The organism is Hungatella sp. L36 (assembly GCF_014288035.1).
Genome location: NZ_JACOPC010000024.1, coordinates 13,789 through 35,349 on the forward strand (window position 1 = coordinate 13,789; position 21,561 = coordinate 35,349).

Genomic DNA, 21,561 nt, shown 5'->3' on the forward strand with positions numbered 1-21,561 from the left:
CGAATGAAGAATATGAAGCATACCACGTTCGGTGTGATTGGACTTGGCCGTTTTGGGACGGCATTGGCGAAGAGCCTGGCGGAAGCGGGCAAGGAGGTAATCGTTGTTGACTGTAACGAGAGCAAGGTCAGGGAGCTGCGGCATTATACGGAGCACGCATTTGTGGCAGAGGATCTGTCAAAGGAGACGCTGGAGGATATGGGAATACAGAATTGTGACACGGTGATTATCTGTATCGGGGAAAAAATCGACACCAGTATTCTAACTACTTTAAATGTAGTGAGCCTGGGTATCCCCCAGGTGATTGCCAAGGCTATCAGCCGGGATCAGGGGGCTGTGCTTGAAAAAATAGGAGCAGAAGTCGTCTACCCGGAACGGGATATGGCTTTAAGGCTTGGAAAACGGCTGGTGTCCAACAATTTTCTGGATTATATCTCGCTGGACAACGATGTGGAGATCCAGCAGCTTCCCGTTTCGTCCAAGATGGTTGGAATTACCGTGCAGGAGTTTAATATCCGGCAGAGATATGGATTGAATATTATTGCGATTGAGCGGGAGCATACGACGGATATCGAGGTGTCGCCACAGTACCGCTTTGCAGAGGACGATATCATTGTGGTGATTGGAAGGGTTGAAAATATTAAACGGTTTGAAATGGACTTAGGCGATTAGAAGTGGCGAAGCGACAGGTAAGCAGGAACATGAAGCTAAGCAGACAAAAAGACTGCCAGCGGCCTCCCAGGGGGAGGAGAGCAAGCCGCTGACAGTCTTTTATTTATTCTAAACCATGCGTAAAACGCAGAGCCAGAATCTAATCAAAATTCACATCTCCAACAGGAAGCGCCATATTTTTCCCTTTTTTCATAATACAGCTATAGGTAAACATTCCCAGGCACCCGGCAGCAAACAAAATTCCTATCGGGTAGGCAACAGAGGTGGACAGGCGCATTCCTTCCTCTGCCATCAGAATATAGGTGCAGGATACGGCTGACATGAAGGTTGCCGGCAGCGCAGTCACAAGATAAGCCCTTCCCCGTTTTAATAAATAGACGCTGGCCGCCCAGAGGGCAATCATAGCAAGGGTCTGGTTACTCCAGGAGAAATACCTCCAGATGATCTGCACATCAATCTGTGTAAGGAAAGCTCCTACGCCTAACAGCGGCACGGTTAAAATCAGACGGTTCCTAATGGGCTTCTGATCGAAATTAAACCAGTCAGCCAGGGTAAGACGGGCGCTTCGGTAAGCAGTATCCGCGGAAGAGATTGGGCAGGCGATAACGCCAATCATTGCGATTACTGCCCCTATGGGTCCCAGCAGGGTAAAGCAGATTTCATATACCACGGACGCCTGCCCCTGTCCCAGGGCGGTCAGCAGCCCGCCGGTGCCATTATAGAATGCAGCTCCCGCAGCCGCCCAGATCAGGGCGATAATGCCTTCCGCGACCATGGCGCCATAGAACACGTTTCGTCCGCTCTTTTCACTTCTCATGCACCGGGCCATTAATGGGGACTGGGTGGCATGGAAGCCTGAAATAGCGCCGCAGGCAACGGAGATGAACATAACCGGCCAGATGGGCGTTCCATTGGGATGAAGGTTCTGCAGGGTGATTTCAGGAATCGTGTAGTTGCCGCTGAATAAAATCATCCCGCCAACGCCAAGAGCCATTACAATCAGGCAGATTCCGAAGATCGGGTAAATCTTTCCAATCAGCTTATCAATCGGTACAAAGGTTGCAAAGAAGTAATAGACAAGAACTACAATTAACCAGAAATTCATGTCCAGCACTTCCGGGGTCAGCATTGCCAGTAGGTTAGCCGGGCCGGTGGAGAAGCTGACGCCTACCAAGACCAGGAGAACAACGGAGAATACGCGCATGACCTGTTTCATGCCATTTCCCAGGTACATGCCGGTAAGCTCAGACACGCTGGCTCCCTTGTGGCGCATGGACATCATGCCGATCATGTAGTCGTGAACGCCGCCGCCCAGAATGGTTCCCAGGGTAATCCATAAGAATACAGATGGTCCCCAGGCCGCGCCTGCCAGTGCCCCGAAGATGGGTCCCAGCCCGGCTATGTTTAAAAGCTGAATCAGGAAAATGCGGGCGGTTCCCATGGGTACATAGTCCGCGCCATCTTCCATGGCGATTGCCGGTGTGCGGCGGTCATCCGGTCCAAACACTTTCTCGGCAAATTTACCATAAACAAAGAATCCGCCGATTAACAGGAACAGACAGATAAAGAAACTAATCATACGTTACGCCTCCTTTTTTTAAATTTATTTTATGGTCTTATTATACAGAAAACATAAAAAATGAAAATATTTTTTGTGGGAAATGTGAAGTTCGGAGCGTAAACAGCAGACTTCGGCGCATACAGCGCAGATGAAAAGGCGGGATTCGATGTTTGGGTGAAACGATCACTCGCACGCTCTGCGCACGAGTCACCGTCACCAATAAAAAGGACCGCCGCCAAAAGAGGGCAATCCTTATATCCTCATTCTCTGACGGAAGGTTTTTGTCTTTTCCCTTCCAATGGGAAAAATTTCAGAGCCACAACCGTCCAGCTTCAGGGCCAGTCCGTTGTTGGCCCAGGGGAATACTTCGGAGACAAATGCAAGGTTGACGAGATAGCTCTTATGGATACGGAAAAAGCCCAGGTGGGTAAGCCTTTTTTCGTAATCGCCAATCAGTACATTTTCCGCATAGCTGCTGGTCCGGGTGTGAATCCTACAGCCGCGGCCGCTGGTCTCAATGTAGATAATGTCTCTGGTATCTGTAAATATTACCTTGCGGTTAAAGCGGATGGCGATTTTACTCTCCATCGGGTCGGAAACGGACGGGGTTGTGTTGGAAACAGCCATACATTTTTTCAGGACAGCCCGCAGGCGGTCCGGTTCAATGGGCTTTAGTATGTAATCGGCCGCATTCAGCTCAAATGCCTTCACGGCATAATCGGAATAGGCGGTGGCGAAAACAACCGGCACCTCCGGGAGAATTTTCTGCATGGCGGCGGCCAATGTGGTTCCCTCCATGTCGTTTAAGTTGATGTCCAGAAACGCCAGACCGATATCCGGGGTTGAGAGAAAAAGCTCCAAAGCCGCAGCCCCGCTTGCTGCTTCCAGAATTTCGGCTTCAGGAAGGATATCTGTTATCAGAAACGAGAGTTCGCTCCTGGCGGGACGTTCATCATCGACTATTGCTATCTTCATACACAGCGCCTCCTCTTGCATTATTCGAATACGTCTATTCCGCAGGTACCCAATCTCCGGCTCTGTGAGTGGGAGCGGAAATGGGAATCAAAAATGAGATTCTGGTTTCTCCGTCCGTATGCTGTATGGTAAGACCGCCTGACGGTCCGTATATTTTTTTCAGCCGGGTGTGGACGTTATAAAGACCATAGGATTTTCCGGGTTCCTGATCGGATAAAATGGCCTCTGCAATGTATTCAGGCATTCCAGGACCGTGATCGGCTACTTCAATCTCTATTCCTGCCGGCGTCTGGCGGACGCGTATTGCGACGGTTCTAAGCCCTGTCCTATCGGCGCCGTAGCGCACGGCATTTTCGACTAATGGCTGTAAGATGAAGCATGGGATGGAACAGTTTACCTGTTCCGGTACATCTGTCTCTATCGACAGATTTTCCTCAAAGCGTGCTTTTTCCATCTCTAAATAGCGGAGGACCTGGAACAGCTCCGTATGTAAGTCCGTCATTTCGTGATGTGGCTCAAGGGTCTGCCGGTAATACACGGAAAGTGTCCGCGACAGCTCTCTGGCCCGCTCCGGATTTTCCCTGCACATGCAGGAGATTGTGTTTAGCGCGTTGTGCAGAAAGTGAGGGTTGACCTGGGAGCGTAGGGCCTTAATTTCCGCTTTGCGACGCAAGCTTTTCTCATAGTTTAAATCCGCCAGCTCCAACTGGGTGGAAAACAGAGCGGAGAGATTTTCCGCAAAGACGATACGGGACTGGGACCTGTGCCAGCGCTTTTTATAAAACAGACAGAGACAGCCAGATACCTGGCTCCGGCTTGTGAGGGGAACCGCTATCAAAACATAGTTCTTAATTACAGGGGCGAGCGGATCGGAAGCACTGACATCCGACACGCAGATGGTTTTCTGTCCTTCCATGGAGTTCTTTACCTGGACATTCAGCAGGCTTTCAACGGCAGTAAAGTCCCGGTTTCCCGAAGCGCAGGAAAACGCCAGGATATGTTCCCGGTTGGTAATCATGATGGCCGAACAGGAGGTAGACTGAAGGATGATATCGGCGGCCGCCTTGATATCTTCCGGACTATCCAGCCCTTTGCGGAGGTGCGGCAGACACTGGCTTGCCACATGCAGCGCCAGGCTGATTCCGCTGGTCCTTTCATTATCCTTTTCCATGGACAGCGCTCGGAAGGTGCCGATGAACACCACCATGCCGCAGGAATTTAATATAATCATTGGCAGCGCAATTTCCTTCACCACTTCGAGGGCGGCGGAAAATGGGCGAGCAATCAGAAGAATCAGGAGCATCTGACAGACTTCCGTGATCGCTGTAAGCAGAAACAACATTCCGTTGTCCCATTTTCCCCGGTGAAAATACTTGGAGCAGACAACGCCGATCATGCCTTCTGCCATTGTTGACACTGCACAGGCGGCAGCGGTCAACTGTCCGGCCTCATAAAAGTACCGGTGGATACCGCCAATCAGCGCGGCCCCGATTCCGATTACAGGCCCGCCCAGCAGACCGGCGGACAGCACGCCGATTACCCGGGTATTGACGATTGCGCCCCCTGTCTCTATGCCTGTGTAAGTGGCAAGTATGCTGACAAAGCCAAACAGGACGGCGGCCAAAAGCTGGTTAGGAACCGATAATTTTTCGCATGTTAACATATTCCTGACAGTGGGGATTCTGGTCAGAATAAAGGCCAGGAAAATTAGAAATCCGATATTGAATAGCAGGGAGAGGAAAAGGTTGTCCGGCATGGATAAGTCGCTCCTTTCCGATACTGTTAATAAAAGGGTGTTATAATGATTTTAACATGAAAGTCCTGGCATAACAAATATTTTTTTGAGATCGCCCAAGGCCGCCAGTCTCCGCGCTTTGGCCGTCTCATACAGCGATGACAGGTGGCGGAACGCAACCGCGCAAAAAATAGCCGCATAATAAGAAAATACCCCGTGTCAAATAAACACAGGGCTATAAGATACTTCTAAATAGTTCTAAGAACAGATCCCGCTGCTTCTCGGACATAGACGACCAGCAATCTAACACTTCTCTTTGCTCTGGTGAGAGGCATACTACATCGCAAGGAACACTTGATTTCTGTCTATTCCGCATGGGACAGCCGGTTGTATGGCGTATTAAGACATTCGTTTTATCTGGGATACCGCTATGCAATATCGGTAATTGATAATGTAAAGCCACTTAGTGTATCTTTGGATATGACTGGGAAAATATTACTGACAGAATATGAACTGGGCTTTATCCGCACCCTGTCGGAGCAGGAGCAAAGGACAACCTGATGGACCAGCGTTTAACATAAAATACAAGATATAGAAAAATGATATTGATTAATTCTATATCTTGTGTTAAACTATTCCTGTAATTGATTTTTGTGCGAAACCCTTGGGTGAGGCGGTTATTCTGGCATGTATGCAAAATAGTCGCATTGCACACGCTGTCAAGTTTGTATTTTCGTACCAGTAGTATCCTTGCGCCCTTTCGGCCAATGATTTTACTGGTTTTTTTATTTTTCGGGTTTTCCCTTATTTGCGAGAATGGCTTTGGTTCATAGAGCACTATGGACATCAGGTGCTTAGTCCCTCAGCCATCCTCGCTTTTTTTGTTGCCCAAATGCCAGTATATGGCTTTGAGGATAAATTCTATAGCTGAAAGGTGGTACAGACATGAATGTCAAACAGAGAACGAGCTTTAAAACGAATTCAAAAAGGAGGGTGGTTTCACAGAGATGGAATACCGGAAACAAAAAGGTGGAATTGCGGAAATGGAATCGTTGTGCAATCGTAAAATCGGTTTTTATTCCCCGCAGAGCCCGAAGGGGGTGTTGATGAATGGGTGTAAGCCGAGCCCCGGACAGGAAACGTCATATTCCCAGGGTGCTTGTAGAAACGGAACATCTTCCGGAGGAGGAATGGTTATCTTACCGGAGACGCGGAATTGGCGGCAGTGACGTGGCGGCTATTCTCGGAATTTCACCGTTTCGGACGGCCCGGGATCTATACTACGATAAGTTAAACATCGTATCTGTCAATGATAATGAGGAAAACTGGGTAGCTATGGCAATAGGACATCTTTTGGAGGATCTGGTAGGCAAAATTTTTCAGCATAAAACCGGGCTGAACATTTATCAGGTAAAAAAGATGTTTTATCACCCAAAGTATCCGTTTATGCTGGCGGATATTGACTCCTTTGTGACCTTGCCGGACGGCTCAACAGCCTTACTGGAATTAAAGACCACGAATTATAATGCCCGGGACAAGTGGTGGACGGATAAAAAGGAAATTGTCCCGTCCTATTACGAAGCGCAGGGGCGGCATTATATGTCGGTCATGGACATTGACCGGATTTTCTACTGCTGTCTTTACGGGAACAACTTGAATGAGGTAATTATCCGTGAGTTGAAACGGGACCTTGCCTATGAGGAGGAAATGATTTTCCTCGAACATGAATTCTGGCAGAATCATGTACAGGCCCAGGTGCCGCCACCATACACGGAAAACGGAGATCTCATCGTAAAAAGTGTCCGCAGCCATGTAGGCAATGCAGATGAAAGCGCGCCGGTCATTACATTTGACGAACATATGGCAGTTAAGCTGATGCGCTTCCAGGAGCTGAAGAAACAAAAAACCGCCTATGAAGCACCCACGAAAAAAGTCAAAAATGAAATGGAGCGCCTAAAGGGCCAGATGATTGCCGAATTAGGGGAGAACTGCACCGCCGTCTGCGAGCAGAATGGCACCAGCTATACAGTTACTTATAACCCGGTTCGGGAACCTGCAATCAGTAAAGATAATCTGATACGTCTGAAAATCCTGTATCCGGAGATATATAAGGAGTTTGTCACTGTCTCTGAATCCAGACGGTTTCGTGTTGCGGCTTCGTCCAGAAAAGCAGCCTAAAGGTTTGATGAAAGGAAAATTTTATGAAAGAAAAAAGCAGATACAAAGGTATAGGAATTTGCGGAACGATTGCCCTTATTTTAATTGTCCTTAAAATTTTTGGAGTAGTTGACTTAGAGTGGCTAGTGGTATTTTCACCGATTATAATTTGCTTTACGTTAAAGCTGGCCTCCTTATTTCTCACACTGTTAGCAATCGTGTATAACTGGAGGAAACGAAAATGAAGTATACCGGAACCTACGATAAAAAAATATTTTATAATCCTGCAAACAGATACTGTATTATTAGTGTAAAAACCTCAGACAAGACAATACCGGAAAATGTCCGCTCATCTGTACGGCAAAAAGATCACCTGATTCGCTTTATCGCCGTTGGATACGAGCTTCCACTCACAGACGCGGTGGAACTGGAGCTGGAGGGGGAATGGGTTCTCAACAAAAAGCATGGCTATCAGCTCCAGGTAGAGCAATGGCAGGAAATTGTTCCTAAAACAAAGAGTGGCGTTGAGGGATATCTTTCCTCCGGATTGATTAAGGGAATCGGTCCCAAGCTGGCTTCCGACATAGTAGCCAGATTTGGAGTGGACATCATTGACATTTTAGATAAGCAGCCGGAACGCCTGCTGGAGATTCGGGGAATAACGGAAAATAGGCTGGAGGATATAAAAACCTCTTATGCGGAAAGCCGTATGCTCCGGGATTTAATGACTTTATTGGCGCCTTATAAGCTGACTCCGAAAACAGCGTTAAAGATATACCAGCATTTTGGTCCTTCCAGCATTGAAATTCTCGAAAACGATCCTTTTGAGCTGTGCCGGATTTCAGGCTTTGGCTTTCGACGGGTAGACAGTATCCGGCAGAAAACCGGAGGCGGCCTGCATGACCCATTGCGTATTAAGGGCGCGCTTCTTTGTGTGCTGGACGAGGCAAAAGGGAAGAACGGACATTTATTCCTGGAAAAAAAGGAACAGCTAAAGGCTGCCTTATACCTGCTGAATGAAAAAATACTGATTCCCAGTCAGAGGATTCGGGAGCAGCAGGTACTGGATATGCAACAGGAGCTAATTTTAAGCGGAACTGTCGTATCTATGAAGGATTGTATTTATAAACCTGACATCTTTGAGATGGAGGACGAGACAGCGCGTCAGATTGCCCAGCGTCTGCTGGACAAAACGCCTTGTCCCAATATAAATTCTCTATTGGAGCAGGTAAAGAGCCGGTTTGGACTTTCCCTGTCCGCAATGCAGTCAAAAGGCGTTCAGCAGGCGTGTATATATAATCTTTCTATCATAACAGGACCGCCGGGATCTGGTAAAACCTCTGCTATTAAAGCAATCATAGAGGTGTTCCGGATTTTGTGTCCCAAGGGTATCATCATGCTTATGGCTCCCACCGGCCGCGCAAGCAGGCGAATGGTGGAAAGCACGGGCTTTGAGGAGGCCAGCACTCTCCACAGCGGTTTAAGTGTCATCAGTGAGGAGGATGAGAGCTGCCGGAAAAGAGAACCCGGTCTTTTGGACGCTGACCTTATTATTGTGGATGAGGTTTCTCTTGTAGATATGTGGCTGATGAGCCAATTTTTTAAGCGGCTGAAACGGAATACGAAAATTGTATTGGTAGGCGATGTGAACCAGCTTCCCAGCGTAGGAGCCGGCAACGTATTGTATGAGATGATACATTGCGGGCTGATTCCGGTCACCGTGCTGGACGAAATCTTCCGGCAGGATAAGGACAGCAGCATTCCCTATAATGCCAGGCTGATTAATCAGGGCTGTACCAAGCTGCATGATGGCAGTGACTTCACTTTTATTTCCAGCGTCAATCAGGTGAAAGCCGCGGAGGTTATAGCGGAGAGATATTGTCAGGAGATTGAAGAAAACGGAATTGAGCAGGTGCAGATTCTTTCACCGTTCCGAGAGGATGGGGCTGCTTCCGCGGCACATTTAAACGCGGTAATCCGGGAGCGGGTAAACCCGTTTTGTTCCACGGAAGATGAAATACATTCAGGAACAATGTCTTTCCGGGTAGGTGACCGAATTATGCAGACTAAAAACACAGAGCATGTGTCCAATGGAGATTTGGGATTTATCCGGTATGTCAAAGACACACCGGAGGGTAAACGGATTGGTATGGATTTTGGAGTCGGGCGGGAGCTGGAATATGGGATAGAGGATCTGTCACATATCGAGCTGTCCTATGCCACTACTGTTCATAAAGCCATGGGGTCCGAATTTCCGATTATACTGATTCCGATTCTGGAAGCCCATAAAATCATGCTTTACCGGAATCTGCTCTATACGGCGGTTACGCGTGCCAAAACAAAGGTTATCCTGGTAGGGCAAAAATCAGCGCTCCTTACGGCTATTCACCGCAATGGTAATAATAAGCGCAATACGCTTCTGGGTCACCGAATCCGGTTGTATTACAGAGCATTTGCCAAAAGTGCAGGAATTCCGATACCCGCAGATTTAGAAGAACTGGAATTAAAAAACGCAGGTTAAAAATGAGATGCAAAGTGCAGAAAAAGCATGGGGTATCTCTTATTTTATTTATGGAAGGAGATTTTGCAAATGAGTGAAAAGAAGCATCATGTGGCATCTTTGTATGAAAGGAGTCCTGCTGTGGCAGGGCTGAATCAGATCCAGGGCTTCGACCCGTGTAAACTGCTGCGGCGAACTGTTTCAAGGACAGGGGAGGGAGAGGTTTTAAAACTGGATCTTCGTTACAAAAAGCTGTGGTTCCGGCTGGCCTATCCCCAGGGAAGGCTGAAGCTCAACGCCCTCCGTATCACAGAGCAGCTTGCGATTTATGAAGCCAGGGTTTATTTGGACCGCAGCGATGTGGAACCCATCGGCAACTATACAGCTACCTGTACCCGGGAGGAAGCCACAAACGGTCACTATATAAAGGTGGCTCAGGAAGCGGCATTGGACGAAGCACTGACAAATGCCGGATTTGGGCTGCAGTTTTCCGATATCTGTGGCGATAAAAATGGAGAACGGTATGGGAGTGAAATTCCCCTCTCCGGCGAACGGACAGACAGGAACGACAGAGAAGCGGTTAATCCCGGAGCAGACTGCCGGCCGCAGGCTATGACTACTGCTGTAACTACACAGCAGACAGTACCGCCTGCCGAAGATTTGCAGCCGACCGCAGATAATGCGGACCCTCGGGAACAAACTGTAAACGCTGTCACAATGATACAGCAGGCAGCAGACGTTTCTAAAATTCCGGTACAGACGGAACACAGGACAGACTCTCCGCAACCGGCTTTCGCAGAGAGGGAAGGAGTACAGAAATCGTCTGTCACCACAAGGGAAGAAGGAACCGCCATGCCAACGGCGGCGGAGGAAATTCTGTCCCGCAGAGAACATGTGGTGATTAGTGGAGAGAGGGATCAGCTTCCTACAGAAATGATGGATTATGCGGCGGCTGAAGGCAGAGCCAAAAGTACCAATGCAGATACACCTGTCCCGAATGGCGGGGCTGTTTCCGGGCAGATCATTCAGGATACGGCACAGGAACAAGCCCGTCAGGTGAGCTATACGGCCGACATGCCGGTGGCGGAAATCATAAAGAGAATGACCTTTGAGGAAGCCCAGCAGGTAACGGTTGATGAAGGAACCTGCAACGGCTGGACCTTGGCCGAGGTTGCAGAGCGCCGTCCGCCAAGCCTTAAATGGTATGTATACGGCTATAAGAAGAATAACAATATTCTCCGCGCGGCGGCCCAGATTATGTGGGATTCGCTGAACGCGCAAAAGGCCGGCTAACGGAATACGAAATAGGCACGCAACCATGATGAAGGGAGAAACAGCAGATGGACTCTTATCCCCAGGATTTCCCGTATGGGATATTGGACGTGGCGGAGCTGCTGCACCTGCAAAGACGCCGGCCTGGTCCAAACAGCGTTTATACAGACTGTCCGTTCTGCAAAGACCGAAGGGGTAAGATGAACCTGAATTATGTCAAGAATGTTTGGCGCTGCAATTACTGCGGGGAACAGGGGGGAATGTTAAGCCTGTATGCAAGGCTGAACCATATCACGAACTCGGAGGCGAACAGGGAAATACGAGAGGCCCTTCGGATTGAAAACACTGCTTACAGCAGCAGGCCAGTTATTAAAGTCACAGAGGGTTCCGGTGATACCGGGCCGGGATTATCGGAACCTGTGGCTGCACCGGGAAATGGTTTGGGACACAACAGCGGTTCTTTAGCAGAAGTACCGCAATCTCCCCGCGCGGATATACAGGAAATACATCAGACTCTTTCACTGCTTTTTGGAATGCTGACCTTGAGGACGCCGCACAGATTGCATTTGCGGTCTGATAAGCGCGGCCTGACAGATGAACAGATTGAGGTTCTGGGATTTAAGAGCACACCGTTGCCCTTTCTATGCCGTTCTCTTACAGACCGGTTAATTAAGCAGGGCTGCACGGTGCAGGGCGTTCCTGGTTTTTATATGGACGAAGACGGCAGGTGGACGGTTAAGTTCCACCGCAGGACATCGGGTATCCTGATTCCTGCAGTCGGCATAGACGGTTTGATTCGCGGCGCTCAGATATTGCTGGATACTCCAATAAAGAATAAAGACGATCCGCCGGATAAGGCGGGAACAAAGTACATCTGGCTCTCCTCTTCCAACAGGAATATGGGGGTCACGTCAGGAAGCCCTGTTCATTTTATTGGGAATCCATGTTCGCGTACCATATATATCACGGAAGGGCTTCTGAAAGCAGATATCGCGCACATGCTGATGGACCGCTCGTTTGTAGCTGTCGCCGGAGCCAACAATACCCAGCAGTTAGACCCCTTGTTTGGGGTGTTGGCCCAAAATGGCACAGAACTGATTATTGAAGCAGCTGATATGGACAAATTTAATAATCATATGACGTCCAGGGGAGCCTCCAGGATATACCTGATGGCAAAGAGCCATGGCATGGACTGCCGGCCGCTGACCTGGAATCCTAATTATAAAGGAATTGACGACTGGCAGCTTGCGCTTCGGAAAAAGGAAAGGCAGGCAAAGAAGAAGCCTATACTGTGCTTCAAGGAAAGCTTTCTTTGGGGCCAGTGCAGCTTTGAGTCTATAAATGGCTGTATAGAAGTCTGGCAGACGGAACATAAAAAGGGAATAAGCCTGATGGAATATCTGGGGCTGTCATCGACAGAGTATGAAGCATATATCCAAAGCGGGGCCGGCGAATTAAAAACACTTTTGAAATCCCAGCAAAGCTGCCGGAGGTTTCGCATCTATCAACTTGATTTTGACGGAGAAAGAAGAACCATACCCTTTGCTTTTAAAGGGATTGACGCACTGCACAAAGCGGATTATACGCAGCCGCCTGCCATGGAATACCGGCTGATGTGCGAGGATAAACTGGTCTGTCCCTGGGACAGTTCGGAAACGGAGATTCTGGACCGGATTTTCAGTCGTTATAGCGGCGCATTGCCGGAAGGATATCACGGGAGAAGTCTGGCGCCGTCAGATGTGGTGGAGCTATATGATCGGGAAAAGAGAAGCTATTATTATCGGGATAAGGAGGATTTTGTCCCGGTAGGCTTTTCGCCGTTTTTTGCAAAGCCCATGAAGGAAATAGAGCAATCCCTGCCTAAAGGGATTGATGGAACATGATAATGTATATTTACAGATAAAACAAAGGCGTGGAGCAGGCGGAAACCTGTCTCCGCGCCTTTGCTATCAGGAGGAAAAAGATGATAAAGAAAGATTTTATTTATGAAGTAATTGACAGAGTACGGAATAGAGTGGGCGACACATGCGAATTGCTGATTAAGACAACTCCCCGCAATAACGGGCAGCATTTAACCGGTATCGTGTTCAAGAAAAAGGAGGGAGTTTCACCCCTTGTTTACCTGGATAAATATTACGATCAGTATGTGTCTGACGGGATGAATATGGTTGAAATTGTCGATGAAATTGCAAGGATACAGGAGGACGGCGGGATACAGGAAATGATAGGCTCGGGCTGCCTGACTGATTATGAGGCCGTGCAGTCAAAAATACGGCTGAAGCTGATTAACTATGAGGCGAATCAAGCCCGGCTGGAGACAATGCCTTATATTCCGTTTCTTGATACTGCAATCGTGTTTTATATTGAGATAGACAGCGACAGCATGAAATTGCTTACTGCCGCTGTGGAGCATCACCATTTAGAAATATGGGGTGTTGGAAAAGAGCGGATTTATGAGGATGCCCTGTGCAATATGCGTACCTGCTATCCGGTCAGTATAAGACCTATGATGAGTGTCATGGAGGACTTTGCGGAGAGAATGGGCGGGGGATTAGATATCTCAATGTTGCGTGAAAGCATACCTCGTGACCGCGGATTTTGGGTTATGACGACGGAAACAGGGTTACAGGGCGCGGCTACTCTTTTATATGGGGACGGTTTGAAGCAATTTGCGGAGTTAGATGGAGACGATATCGTGATATTGCCTTCCAGCCGTCATGAAGTGCTGTTAATTCCTCAAAGGCAGGTAAACGGGAAGTATGAATCCTTTTCACATATGGTAGAGATGGTTAACGAAACCGAGGTTTCAATGGAGGACCGCTTATCAAACAGCGTCTATCTTTACAGCAGGGAAAAGGATTCTATTACCATTGCACACAGAGGTCCCAGCCTATAAGCTACCTGTTGTGAGAGTGGGGGAAGTAAAAAATCAGAAAGAAGAAAGGAGCTTATTAATGCAGGACCCTTTGAGAATTGTGACGCTACATAAAGAGGACACAGAGACTGTCATTCAAACGGACAAGGGGGCGGAGGAACTTCTTCTGCCCTCCGACCTGGAGAAAGAGCAGGAGAAAGCAGAGAAAAAAGACAATAAAGAGGATAAAAAGCGCGCCGAGCATGAAGCTGCCGAAGCAAATCGGAAAGAAGAATGGAAGGCAAAGCAGCAGGCAAAAAGGATAGCCGAGCAGGAACAGCTGAATCACTTGAGGGCCATGAATAATGACGAGGTAACGACAGCTTCCTTGAGACGTGTCAGCGCCGATACAGAGCGGCTGACACGGCGAAATATGAAGGAGTGCGTTTCGGAACATATCCAGACCCTCTGCCTGGATAGTCCGGACTTTGCGCGGCTGGTCATGCATCCGAAAAAGAATATGATTCACTGCTTTCGTTATATATACCGCAAGGCTAAAGCTTTCATTGAGCAGGATATGAAGGATAACTGTGTTGAACTTACAGCCGGTTTATATGGTGAAGATGTGCCGGATGAGCTTTGCTACCAGTGGGCCGAGGATTATTTCAGAGATTTGGACGCAGAAGAAGATAAGGAACAGGAAGAAAAATTTGTTCCCAGACAGTTTCAGAGTAAAACAACCAGTAAGCAGCAGAAAGCGGATCAGAAAAAGCCGGATAAAAAACAGGAGCAGAAGAAACAGGAGGTTTCGGCAGACGAAGGTGTTGCCGGGCAGCTAATGCTGGATTTTGTCGCGGAGGTGAAAGCAGGATGAGGTTGAATAAGAGAGCTTGCCGAAAGCTTGCTGATCCGACATGGAAGATGAATTTGAACAGTGGTTTGTTCTGTGCAGACCAGCTTCAGTATATTGTGAGGTCGGCGGTAAGGAATGTGGACCATCAGAGAGTCCTTATCTTGTATGTCTATGACAGGGAGCAGGTGAACGTGGGAGAAACCCGTCCGCTGTGGACCGTGTTTCAGAGCCGTGAACAATATATCACTTTAGCGCGGCGTGAGGATGGGGCAGTCTATTGGAGAAAAGCAGCCTTTGATAATTTAAGCAGGCAGCCATCTTTCAGAAATAAATGTGCGTTCTATTCCTTGAATGATGAAAAGAAAGTTATGCGATTTTGCAAAGAGGATAAAAAAGACGGATTTGCTTGCCTGGATTCCCTGCAGTCCAGAATTATGCATCAATCTACGCTGCAGAGAAGGCACAGTAAGCAGAGAAAAATCATAGAAAGGATGGAAACCGTACCAGGACTGCCGAGGGGACTGAAAAGCTGGATACATAAGGAGATTATGCCCGTGTACATATTCTATACCTATTCTAAAGGCGCCAAAGAGATGGTCGGTTACTGCACAGCCTGCAGGCGGTCAGTTAAGGTATCGGGAATAAAGCATAATACCGAAGGCTGCTGTCCGCTTTGTAAAAAGGCGGTAACTTATAAAAGCCGGGGGCGGCGTGGAAATGTACTGGACAGGGAAACGCTACAAGTCCTTCAGCGGATATCAGATACAGAGCTGGTGGTACGTTTTGTTAAAATATACCGCAGATATCCAAATGCCGACGTTCCAGAAGAGGATATTTATGAAAGCTCCAGGATATTTATTTGCTTGGACCGTAAAGGTGCTGCAAGTTCAGAACACTTTTACAAGCAATTCTACAGCGAGGATATTACACCATGGAAAAAAGGTAATCGTCCGGTGTTCAGCAAATGGCAGTATAATTTTAATGCGGATGACAATGGTTACCTGTATGACAGGAATCTGGACTTGGTGCTGGATAACACCCCCTGGAAATATTCTCAGCTTAAAAATTACTATCAGGCAGACAAATCGCCGTTTTATGTGATTGATTATCTGAAACGATTTCTGGATTATCCCATGCTGGAATATTTGGTAAAGCTGGGATTATACAGATTGGCGGAGGAACTCGTAAACCCAAACTATTACTATTATATGCTGGATTATGCTATTAATAAAAAAGGTAAGAGCATCTATGGGGTGCTCGGTCTGGGTAAAAGCTATCTTCCGCTGCTTCGGAGAATTAATCCGGGCAGCAAACAATTGACTCTTATCAAAAAGTTTTTGAAGAACCATATTCCTGTAGATGAACAGCTATTTACCTGGTGTACAAGGCATAAGGTCGGCCGGTTGGAAAACCTGACGGTTCCCTTACAATATATGACTGCATATAAGCTGATCCGTTATGCCAATGAACAATTTGAAAAGTATCAGAGGAGAAGCTGGTCCGATCAGACAGTGTTTTATGATATGGAAACCCTTTTGAACAGCTACAGAGACTATATCAGTATGTGTGAGGCTCTGGAATACGATTTAAGCAATAGCTTTGTCCTCTATCCTGCCAATCTTTCAAAGGCGCATGATAAGGTCAATGATTTATCGGATAAGGAGAAAGCTCAGGCCTATGAAAATCAAATTCAAAAGCTCTATGAAAAGCTGAATAGCCAGTATACCTTTATGCAGAATGGTTATTTTATCGTTCTTCCGCGCTCAGTGAAAGAAATAATGGAAGAAGGGCACAAGCTCCATCATTGTATAGGAACTTATGTAAAAAGCATAGTAAAAAGAAAGTGCCTGGTTTTCTTTGTACGCAAGGTCAGCGAACCGGACAAGCCCCTTTGTACCGTTGAATTGAATGGGGCGGAGGTCGGTCAGGTGAGTATGTTTGGCAACAAGGCGCCAACCCCTCAGATTAAGCTTTTTTTAAAGGTTTGGGAACAGAAGGTTGTAATGGCGCCAGCGGAGCAGTTGGCAGCTTAAAATACAGGACGGGGAAAAGGCACGAACAGCCTTTTCCCCTTGACGATTACTTTATTTCCGAATAAAACATATAACACTTCCCGTCATTATGCTTTGCGCGGTAAAGCGCCCGGTCTGCCAGCTTTACTAATTCCGGCAGGCTGCCGGCGTCTGACGGATAGAATGCAATGCCAATACTCACAGCTAAACCGCAGCGTTTTTCTGCCATTCCCATCTGCAGGGCCATTTTATCAATGAGCTGCCGCGCTTTCTGTGCCGCAGCTTCTTGCGTTAACGTATCGTCTGAATATACAATGAATTCATCTCCCCCAAGGCGGGCTACAAAATTATCACTTCCAAAGACTTCCAGCAGGCAGCGGGCAAATTTCTGCAATACGAGGTCGCCCTCCGGGTGTCCCAGCGTATCGTTGATCTGCTTGAATTTATCTAAGTCAAATATCATTAAGGCCCCCGCAGCCTCTGCCGCGCAAAGCAGCTCCGGCAGCTTCTTTTCTACCGCCAGTCTGTTTTTTACTCCGGTAAGAGGATCAATCAATGCCTCCTGCTCGGCGCTCATCAACAGCTTTTTCTGTTCACTGATATCGAAAAAGGCGCACAAAACTGTTTGAGAGTCCTTTGAGCAGTCAAAATTACCGTAAACCCACTTCATCTGACCGTGAGCGTCCTGCACCCGGAATTCATGCGCGGACAGTCCGTCCGGCAGAGCCGAAAGAAATTCACGGTCCTGGGGATGGATAATGGGGAGCAGAAAACTCCCGATCCGCTTATCAAATTCCTGGGGCGTATATGCGAGGAAATGATAAAAGGCGTTATTTGCACCCAGAATGGAATAATCGCGGTCGTTTTTGAATTGCACCACCGAGCTGGGGACGGTCCGGTAAATGGATTCAATATTTTGGTAAGCCCTCTGCAGCGCTCTGTGGCTCTGGTGTTTTAAGTAGAAAATGAGTATTGCTATGAATGAAAATGACAATATCATGACGCCGCTGTAAAAGCTGGTGCTTTTTATAATAGCCTGCGCTTTTGCGTCAATTACATCGGAGGGAATCACCAGCGCTAAATTCCAGTCATTAATTCCTACTGGAATATATTTCATAATGCGCTCCTGGCCGTCCCTTTCATAGGTGATGCTGCCGCCGGCGCCGGTTTCCATATTGTGGAGTATAGCGTCTACATCGCCCGGAGTAAGGGTATTGGAGGTGTTGTCTGCAATTTCATCAAGGGTTTTATATTCTGACGCAGTGGAATCGGTTAAAGCCCGGAATATAATGCCGCCGTCTGATTTCATGACATAATTATATCCTTTTCCATCAAATGCGCCGATTGTGAACAGCTCGGCCAGGTTTTCCATGGAATACCGCCCAAGCAGCACGCCTTCCGGCTCCCCGTTGTCATGAATCGGGACGGATATTACCAGCTTTTCACTTTTGCCGTCAATTTCCGGCAGCCACATGACGGAGGACTCGCCAAGAATCCCACTTTGAAAGTAGGGTTCCCGGGAGATATCCGGCGTTTCCGGATAACCCGGAACATAGAGCGTGCCATCGGCGTCCGCAACAGCCATCCATTTAAAGCGGGTTATATCAATCCATTGGCTCAATATGCTTAAAGTACCTGGAGAGGAAAGGGGCATGTCAAGCTCGCTGATGGAAGCCGCCAGGCCCTCCAAATAGGTCTGGTCGCTTTTTACGCGTTCGTAAATGAGTCTGGCGCTTTGTTCGGTCAATTCTTCCATATAGGTGTCAGTCTCTTCTTTTAGGGCAGAGTGGACAGAATTACCATAAATCAAGGTGGTTATGATAATGACTGCCAGTACCAGAAAAAGTGAGACGCCTATGGCGAACAAGGGCCTTTTATATAATCGCATGGTAGTTCTCCTGTCTTATATACAGTGAAGCTGTCAGTAAATACAGTTATTATATAATGGCATAACCTGCCCGGTCAATGTGTTTTCATGTAACCAGAAAATCTGTCATGGAAGTATTAAATATTTGTTAAAATTACATGATGTCTGTTGACAGGAGATGCCCCATCCTCATATAATGCCAATAAAACACCTGAAACCAGTTTTTATTCAGAAAGGAACCCTGCTCTATATGGACGACGCCGATAGCGACGCTGCCCGATGTTATAGTAATATAAATCAATGGAATAAGCTTCAGTACATGGAAGGCATAACCTGCGCTCTTTGATAATGGCGCGGGCTATGTCTTTTTGTGTTCTGACTTAGAATAAATAACAAATCATATCTCAAAAAAGAAAGGAGTGGTCTTTCCTATATGGAAAATCACAAGCGACTGCCTTGGCACGCATCAGAGCCGGAGGCAATCTACAAAGCATTACATACCTCAGAAGAGGGGCTCAGCGATGCCGAGGCTGCCGAAAGGCTGGCCCACTATGGACGCAACGAACTGCGTCAGAAACCGAAGAAAACAATCTGGCAGATGATTAAAAGCCAGATTACCGATCCCATGGTACTGATTTTGATTGGCGCCGCTGTCTTTTCCGCCATACTCCGGGAATGGACGGAAGCAATCGTTATCCTGACAATCGTAATTATCAACGCGGTCATCGGGATTGTGCAGGAAAGGAAGGCGGAAAGCTCTCTGGAAGCATTGAAGCAGATGAGCGCGCCAAATGCCAGAGTTCTGCGCCAGGGAGAGGAAAGCATTGTGCCGGCCAGTGAACTGGTCGTCGGAGATATTGTCCTGATTGACGATGGGGCTATGGTTCCGGCGGACTTACGGTTAATAGAATCAGCTAATTTAAAAATACAGGAGGCTTCTCTCACCGGCGAGTCCGTCCCTTCTGAAAAGGATGCCAAGGACATCATGCCGCAGGAGTGTGTGCTGGGAGACCGGGTAAATATGGCGTATACCTCGTCGATTGTCACCTACGGCCACGGAACCGGAGTGGTAGTGGCAACGGGCATGAATACAGAGGTGGGTAATATTGCCGGACTTTTGGAAAACCAGGATGAGCTGGATACCCCGCTGAAGAGGAAGCTGAACGCGGTAGGAAAAACCCTGACCGTGGTGGGTATCATTGTCTGCGCCCTTATCTTTGCAATCGGCGCTTTTTATGGAAGGCCGCTGATTCCGCAGTTTTTAGTGGCAATCTCTCTGGCAATTTCCATTATCCCGGAGGGGCTGCCTGCCACGGCTACCATTGTTATGGCTCTGGGCGTCCAGAGAATGGCAAAGCAGAACGCCTTAATCCGGAAGCTGCCTGCGGTGGAGACGCTGGGAAGCGCAACGGTAATCTGCAGCGATAAGACTGGAACACTGACCTTAAACCAGATGACCGTCACCCAGATTGCGGTGAATGGAGATTTTGAGGCAAAAAGGACAACGCCGGTTGAAGCGGCGGACAGAGAACATCCGGAGGTTTACCGGGAGCTGGTCTATGCCGGCGCGCTGTGCAACAATGCAAGCCTGGACCCTGACCATAAAGGGGAAATCATCGGAGACCCCACGGAGGGCGCGTTGATTTTCCTGGCTCAAAGGTTTGGAATCGACCATGAAGAGCTGGAGGAGACGTATCCAAGGCTGTTTGAGCAGCCCTTTGATTCCGAAAGAAAGCGGATGTCAACGGTTCATGAGATAGATCAGCAGCTAGTCTCCTATACCAAAGGAGCGGTTGACGAAATGCTGCCCCTGTGTACGGGAATCCTGACCTCTCAGGGTGTGCGCCCAATAACGCAGGCAGATATGGGCCAGATACAGGATATGTGTGATTCTATGTCACAGAAAGCCTTGCGTGTGCTGGGGTTTGCCGTGAAAAACTTAAAGCATCTGCCGGAGGACGAGGAAGAAGATATTGAGTTTGATATGACCTTTATCGGCGTTGCCGGTATGATAGATCCGCCGAGAAAGGAAGTGGCGGAATCGGTACGCACCTGCCGGAACGCCGGTATCCGCACCATTATGATTACCGGCGACCATAAGGTGACTGCCCTTGCCATTGCAAAGGAGCTTTCTATCTGGCAGGAGGGCGATACCGTGATATCCGGTGAGGAACTGGCGGCCATGAGTGAGGAAGAGCTGGACCAGGCGGTGGAGCAGACCACGGTTTTCGCCAGGGTATCCCCGGCTGATAAGCTCCGGATTATCCAGTCCCTGAAGAGGAACGGCGAAGTGGCGGCCATGACGGGCGATGGCGTAAATGACTCCCCGGCGCTGAAGGCCGCCGATATCGGCGTGGCGATGGGGCGCACGGGAACAGACGTGGCAAAGGAAGCATCGGATATGATTCTTCTGGACGACAGCTTTACCACAATCGCCTATGCGATTAAGGAGGGGCGCCGTGTATACCGGAATATCCAGAAGGTCATTCAGTTCCTGCTGGCGGGAAATATAGCAGAGATTACAACGCTGTTTCTGGCAACCTTGTTTAACTGGGACGCGCCGCTTTTAGCGGTGCATATTCTCTGGGTGAACTTAGCGACCGCAACCCTGCCGGCGCTGGCGCTGGGCGTTGACCCGGCCAGCAAAAATATCATGAAGCATAAGCCGGTGAAGGCGGGAACGCTGTTTGAACGCGACCTGATTGCCAGAGTAATCCGTCAGGGTGTTTTTGTGGCTGCTATGACAATCGTTGCTTACTTTATCGGAGCGGATCAGGACGGCCATATCACGGGGCAGACTATGGCCTTTTGCGTTCTGGCTATTTCCCAGATGCTCCGCGCGTTTAACCAGAGATCTAATACAGAACCCATCTGGGTGCGGGCGGAAGGCCCTAACCCCTGGCTGGCAGTATCGTTTCTGGTGTCGGCCGGCCTGATGGCATGTATTCTCTTTATTCCGGCATTACAGAGCGCTTTCCGGCTGACAGACCTGACCGGAAGCCAGTGGCTTATGGTTATGGGGCTATCTATCATGTCTATTGTTCAGATGGAAGCTGTGAAGTGGGTAAAACGGTCCAGAAAAAAAGAGAGACAGTGATTTTTG

13 protein-coding genes are annotated in these 21,561 nt (G+C 48.3%); 9 read left to right on the forward strand and 4 right to left on the reverse strand.

Annotated features, from left to right (window positions below):
- Window positions 1-3: 3 nt before the first annotated feature.
- A complete protein-coding gene (locus H8S80_RS31350) occupies window positions 4-672 on the forward strand; it encodes a potassium channel family protein (protein ID WP_055650251.1) in 669 nt (222 codons plus the stop codon).
- 139 nt (window positions 673-811) lie between these two features.
- On the opposite strand, the gene H8S80_RS31355 is transcribed toward H8S80_RS31350, so the two are convergent.
- From H8S80_RS31355 to H8S80_RS31365, 3 genes are all read right to left on the reverse strand, one after another.
- Window positions 812-2,251 carry a carbon starvation CstA family protein gene (locus H8S80_RS31355; RefSeq protein WP_055650250.1) on the reverse strand — a complete coding sequence of 480 codons (1,440 nt, stop codon included), beginning with the start codon at window positions 2,249-2,251 and terminating at the stop codon, window positions 812-814.
- A gap of 234 nt (window positions 2,252-2,485) precedes the next feature.
- Window positions 2,486-3,208, reverse strand: a complete 723-nt coding sequence (locus tag H8S80_RS31360; RefSeq protein ID WP_055650249.1) for a LytR/AlgR family response regulator transcription factor — start codon at window positions 3,206-3,208, stop codon at window positions 2,486-2,488.
- Window positions 3,209-3,242: 34 nt separating this feature from the next.
- Window positions 3,243-4,964, reverse strand: coding sequence for a LytS/YhcK type 5TM receptor domain-containing protein (locus H8S80_RS31365; protein ID WP_055650248.1), 1,722 nt, complete (start codon window positions 4,962-4,964; stop codon window positions 3,243-3,245).
- 1,089 nt (window positions 4,965-6,053) lie between these two features.
- On the opposite strand from H8S80_RS31365, the gene H8S80_RS31370 reads away from it, so the two are divergent.
- The 7 genes from H8S80_RS31370 to H8S80_RS31400 all read left to right on the forward strand — a co-directional run bounded on the left by H8S80_RS31370 (window position 6,054) and on the right by H8S80_RS31400 (window position 16,612).
- Entirely contained in the window at window positions 6,054-7,121 is a 1,068-nt protein-coding gene (locus H8S80_RS31370) for a YqaJ viral recombinase family nuclease (protein ID WP_055650247.1), read from the forward strand.
- Window positions 7,122-7,341: 220 nt separating this feature from the next.
- Window positions 7,342-9,621, forward strand: coding sequence for an SF1B family DNA helicase RecD2 (gene recD2, locus H8S80_RS31375; RefSeq protein WP_055650245.1), 2,280 nt, complete (start codon window positions 7,342-7,344; stop codon window positions 9,619-9,621).
- 69 nt (window positions 9,622-9,690) lie between these two features.
- Window positions 9,691-10,893, forward strand: a complete 1,203-nt coding sequence (locus H8S80_RS34500; protein WP_070102789.1) for a hypothetical protein — start codon at window positions 9,691-9,693, stop codon at window positions 10,891-10,893.
- Window positions 10,894-10,940: 47 nt separating this feature from the next.
- Window positions 10,941-12,755 carry a YodL domain-containing protein gene (locus H8S80_RS31385; protein WP_055650244.1) on the forward strand — a complete coding sequence of 605 codons (1,815 nt, stop codon included), beginning with the start codon at window positions 10,941-10,943 and terminating at the stop codon, window positions 12,753-12,755.
- Between the two features lie 80 nt (window positions 12,756-12,835).
- Window positions 12,836-13,768, forward strand: a complete 933-nt coding sequence (locus H8S80_RS31390; protein WP_055650243.1) for a DUF5688 family protein — start codon at window positions 12,836-12,838, stop codon at window positions 13,766-13,768.
- Window positions 13,769-13,826: 58 nt separating this feature from the next.
- Window positions 13,827-14,600 (forward strand): Cas9 inhibitor AcrIIA9 family protein, encoded by a 774-nt coding sequence (locus tag H8S80_RS31395; RefSeq protein ID WP_055650242.1) that lies wholly within the window; start codon window positions 13,827-13,829, stop codon window positions 14,598-14,600.
- The gene (locus H8S80_RS31400) at window positions 14,597-16,612 is read left to right on the forward strand and encodes a PcfJ domain-containing protein (protein ID WP_055650241.1); all 2,016 of its coding nucleotides are present in this window, start codon (window positions 14,597-14,599) and stop codon (window positions 16,610-16,612) included. Before H8S80_RS31395 ends, H8S80_RS31400 begins: the two co-directional genes overlap by 4 nt.
- Before the next feature lie 46 nt (window positions 16,613-16,658).
- On the opposite strand, the gene H8S80_RS31405 is transcribed toward H8S80_RS31400, so the two are convergent.
- The gene (locus tag H8S80_RS31405) at window positions 16,659-18,479 is read right to left on the reverse strand and encodes a sensor domain-containing diguanylate cyclase (protein ID WP_055650240.1); all 1,821 of its coding nucleotides are present in this window, start codon (window positions 18,477-18,479) and stop codon (window positions 16,659-16,661) included.
- Window positions 18,480-18,891: 412 nt separating this feature from the next.
- Here H8S80_RS31405 and H8S80_RS31410 point away from each other — a divergent pair, with 412 nt between their 5' ends.
- Complete coding sequence (locus tag H8S80_RS31410) at window positions 18,892-21,555, forward strand: calcium-translocating P-type ATPase, PMCA-type (protein ID WP_055650239.1); 2,664 nt, start codon at window positions 18,892-18,894, stop codon at window positions 21,553-21,555.
- Window positions 21,556-21,561 lie beyond the last annotated feature (6 nt).

Excerpts from the sequence above, each read along its gene's own strand:
- recD2 (WP_055650245.1), top strand. The coding sequence starts at position 7,342 with ATGAAGTATACCGGAACCTACGATAAAAAAATATTTTATAATCCTGCA.
- H8S80_RS34500 (WP_070102789.1), top strand. The coding sequence starts at position 9,691 with ATGAGTGAAAAGAAGCATCATGTGGCATCTTTGTATGAAAGGAGTCCT.
- H8S80_RS31400 (WP_055650241.1), top strand. The coding sequence starts at position 14,597 with ATGAGGTTGAATAAGAGAGCTTGCCGAAAGCTTGCTGATCCGACATGG.
- H8S80_RS31355 (WP_055650250.1), bottom strand. The coding sequence starts at position 2,251 with ATGATTAGTTTCTTTATCTGTCTGTTCCTGTTAATCGGCGGATTCTTT.
- H8S80_RS31360 (WP_055650249.1), bottom strand. The coding sequence starts at position 3,208 with ATGAAGATAGCAATAGTCGATGATGAACGTCCCGCCAGGAGCGAACTC.
- H8S80_RS31395 (WP_055650242.1), top strand. The coding sequence starts at position 13,827 with ATGCAGGACCCTTTGAGAATTGTGACGCTACATAAAGAGGACACAGAG.
- H8S80_RS31385 (WP_055650244.1), top strand. The coding sequence starts at position 10,941 with ATGGACTCTTATCCCCAGGATTTCCCGTATGGGATATTGGACGTGGCG.
- H8S80_RS31410 (WP_055650239.1), top strand. The coding sequence starts at position 18,892 with ATGGAAAATCACAAGCGACTGCCTTGGCACGCATCAGAGCCGGAGGCA.
- H8S80_RS31350 (WP_055650251.1), top strand. The coding sequence starts at position 4 with ATGAAGAATATGAAGCATACCACGTTCGGTGTGATTGGACTTGGCCGT.
- H8S80_RS31390 (WP_055650243.1), top strand. The coding sequence starts at position 12,836 with ATGATAAAGAAAGATTTTATTTATGAAGTAATTGACAGAGTACGGAAT.
- H8S80_RS31370 (WP_055650247.1), top strand. The coding sequence starts at position 6,054 with ATGGGTGTAAGCCGAGCCCCGGACAGGAAACGTCATATTCCCAGGGTG.
- H8S80_RS31405 (WP_055650240.1), bottom strand. The coding sequence starts at position 18,479 with ATGCGATTATATAAAAGGCCCTTGTTCGCCATAGGCGTCTCACTTTTT.
- H8S80_RS31365 (WP_055650248.1), bottom strand. The coding sequence starts at position 4,964 with ATGCCGGACAACCTTTTCCTCTCCCTGCTATTCAATATCGGATTTCTA.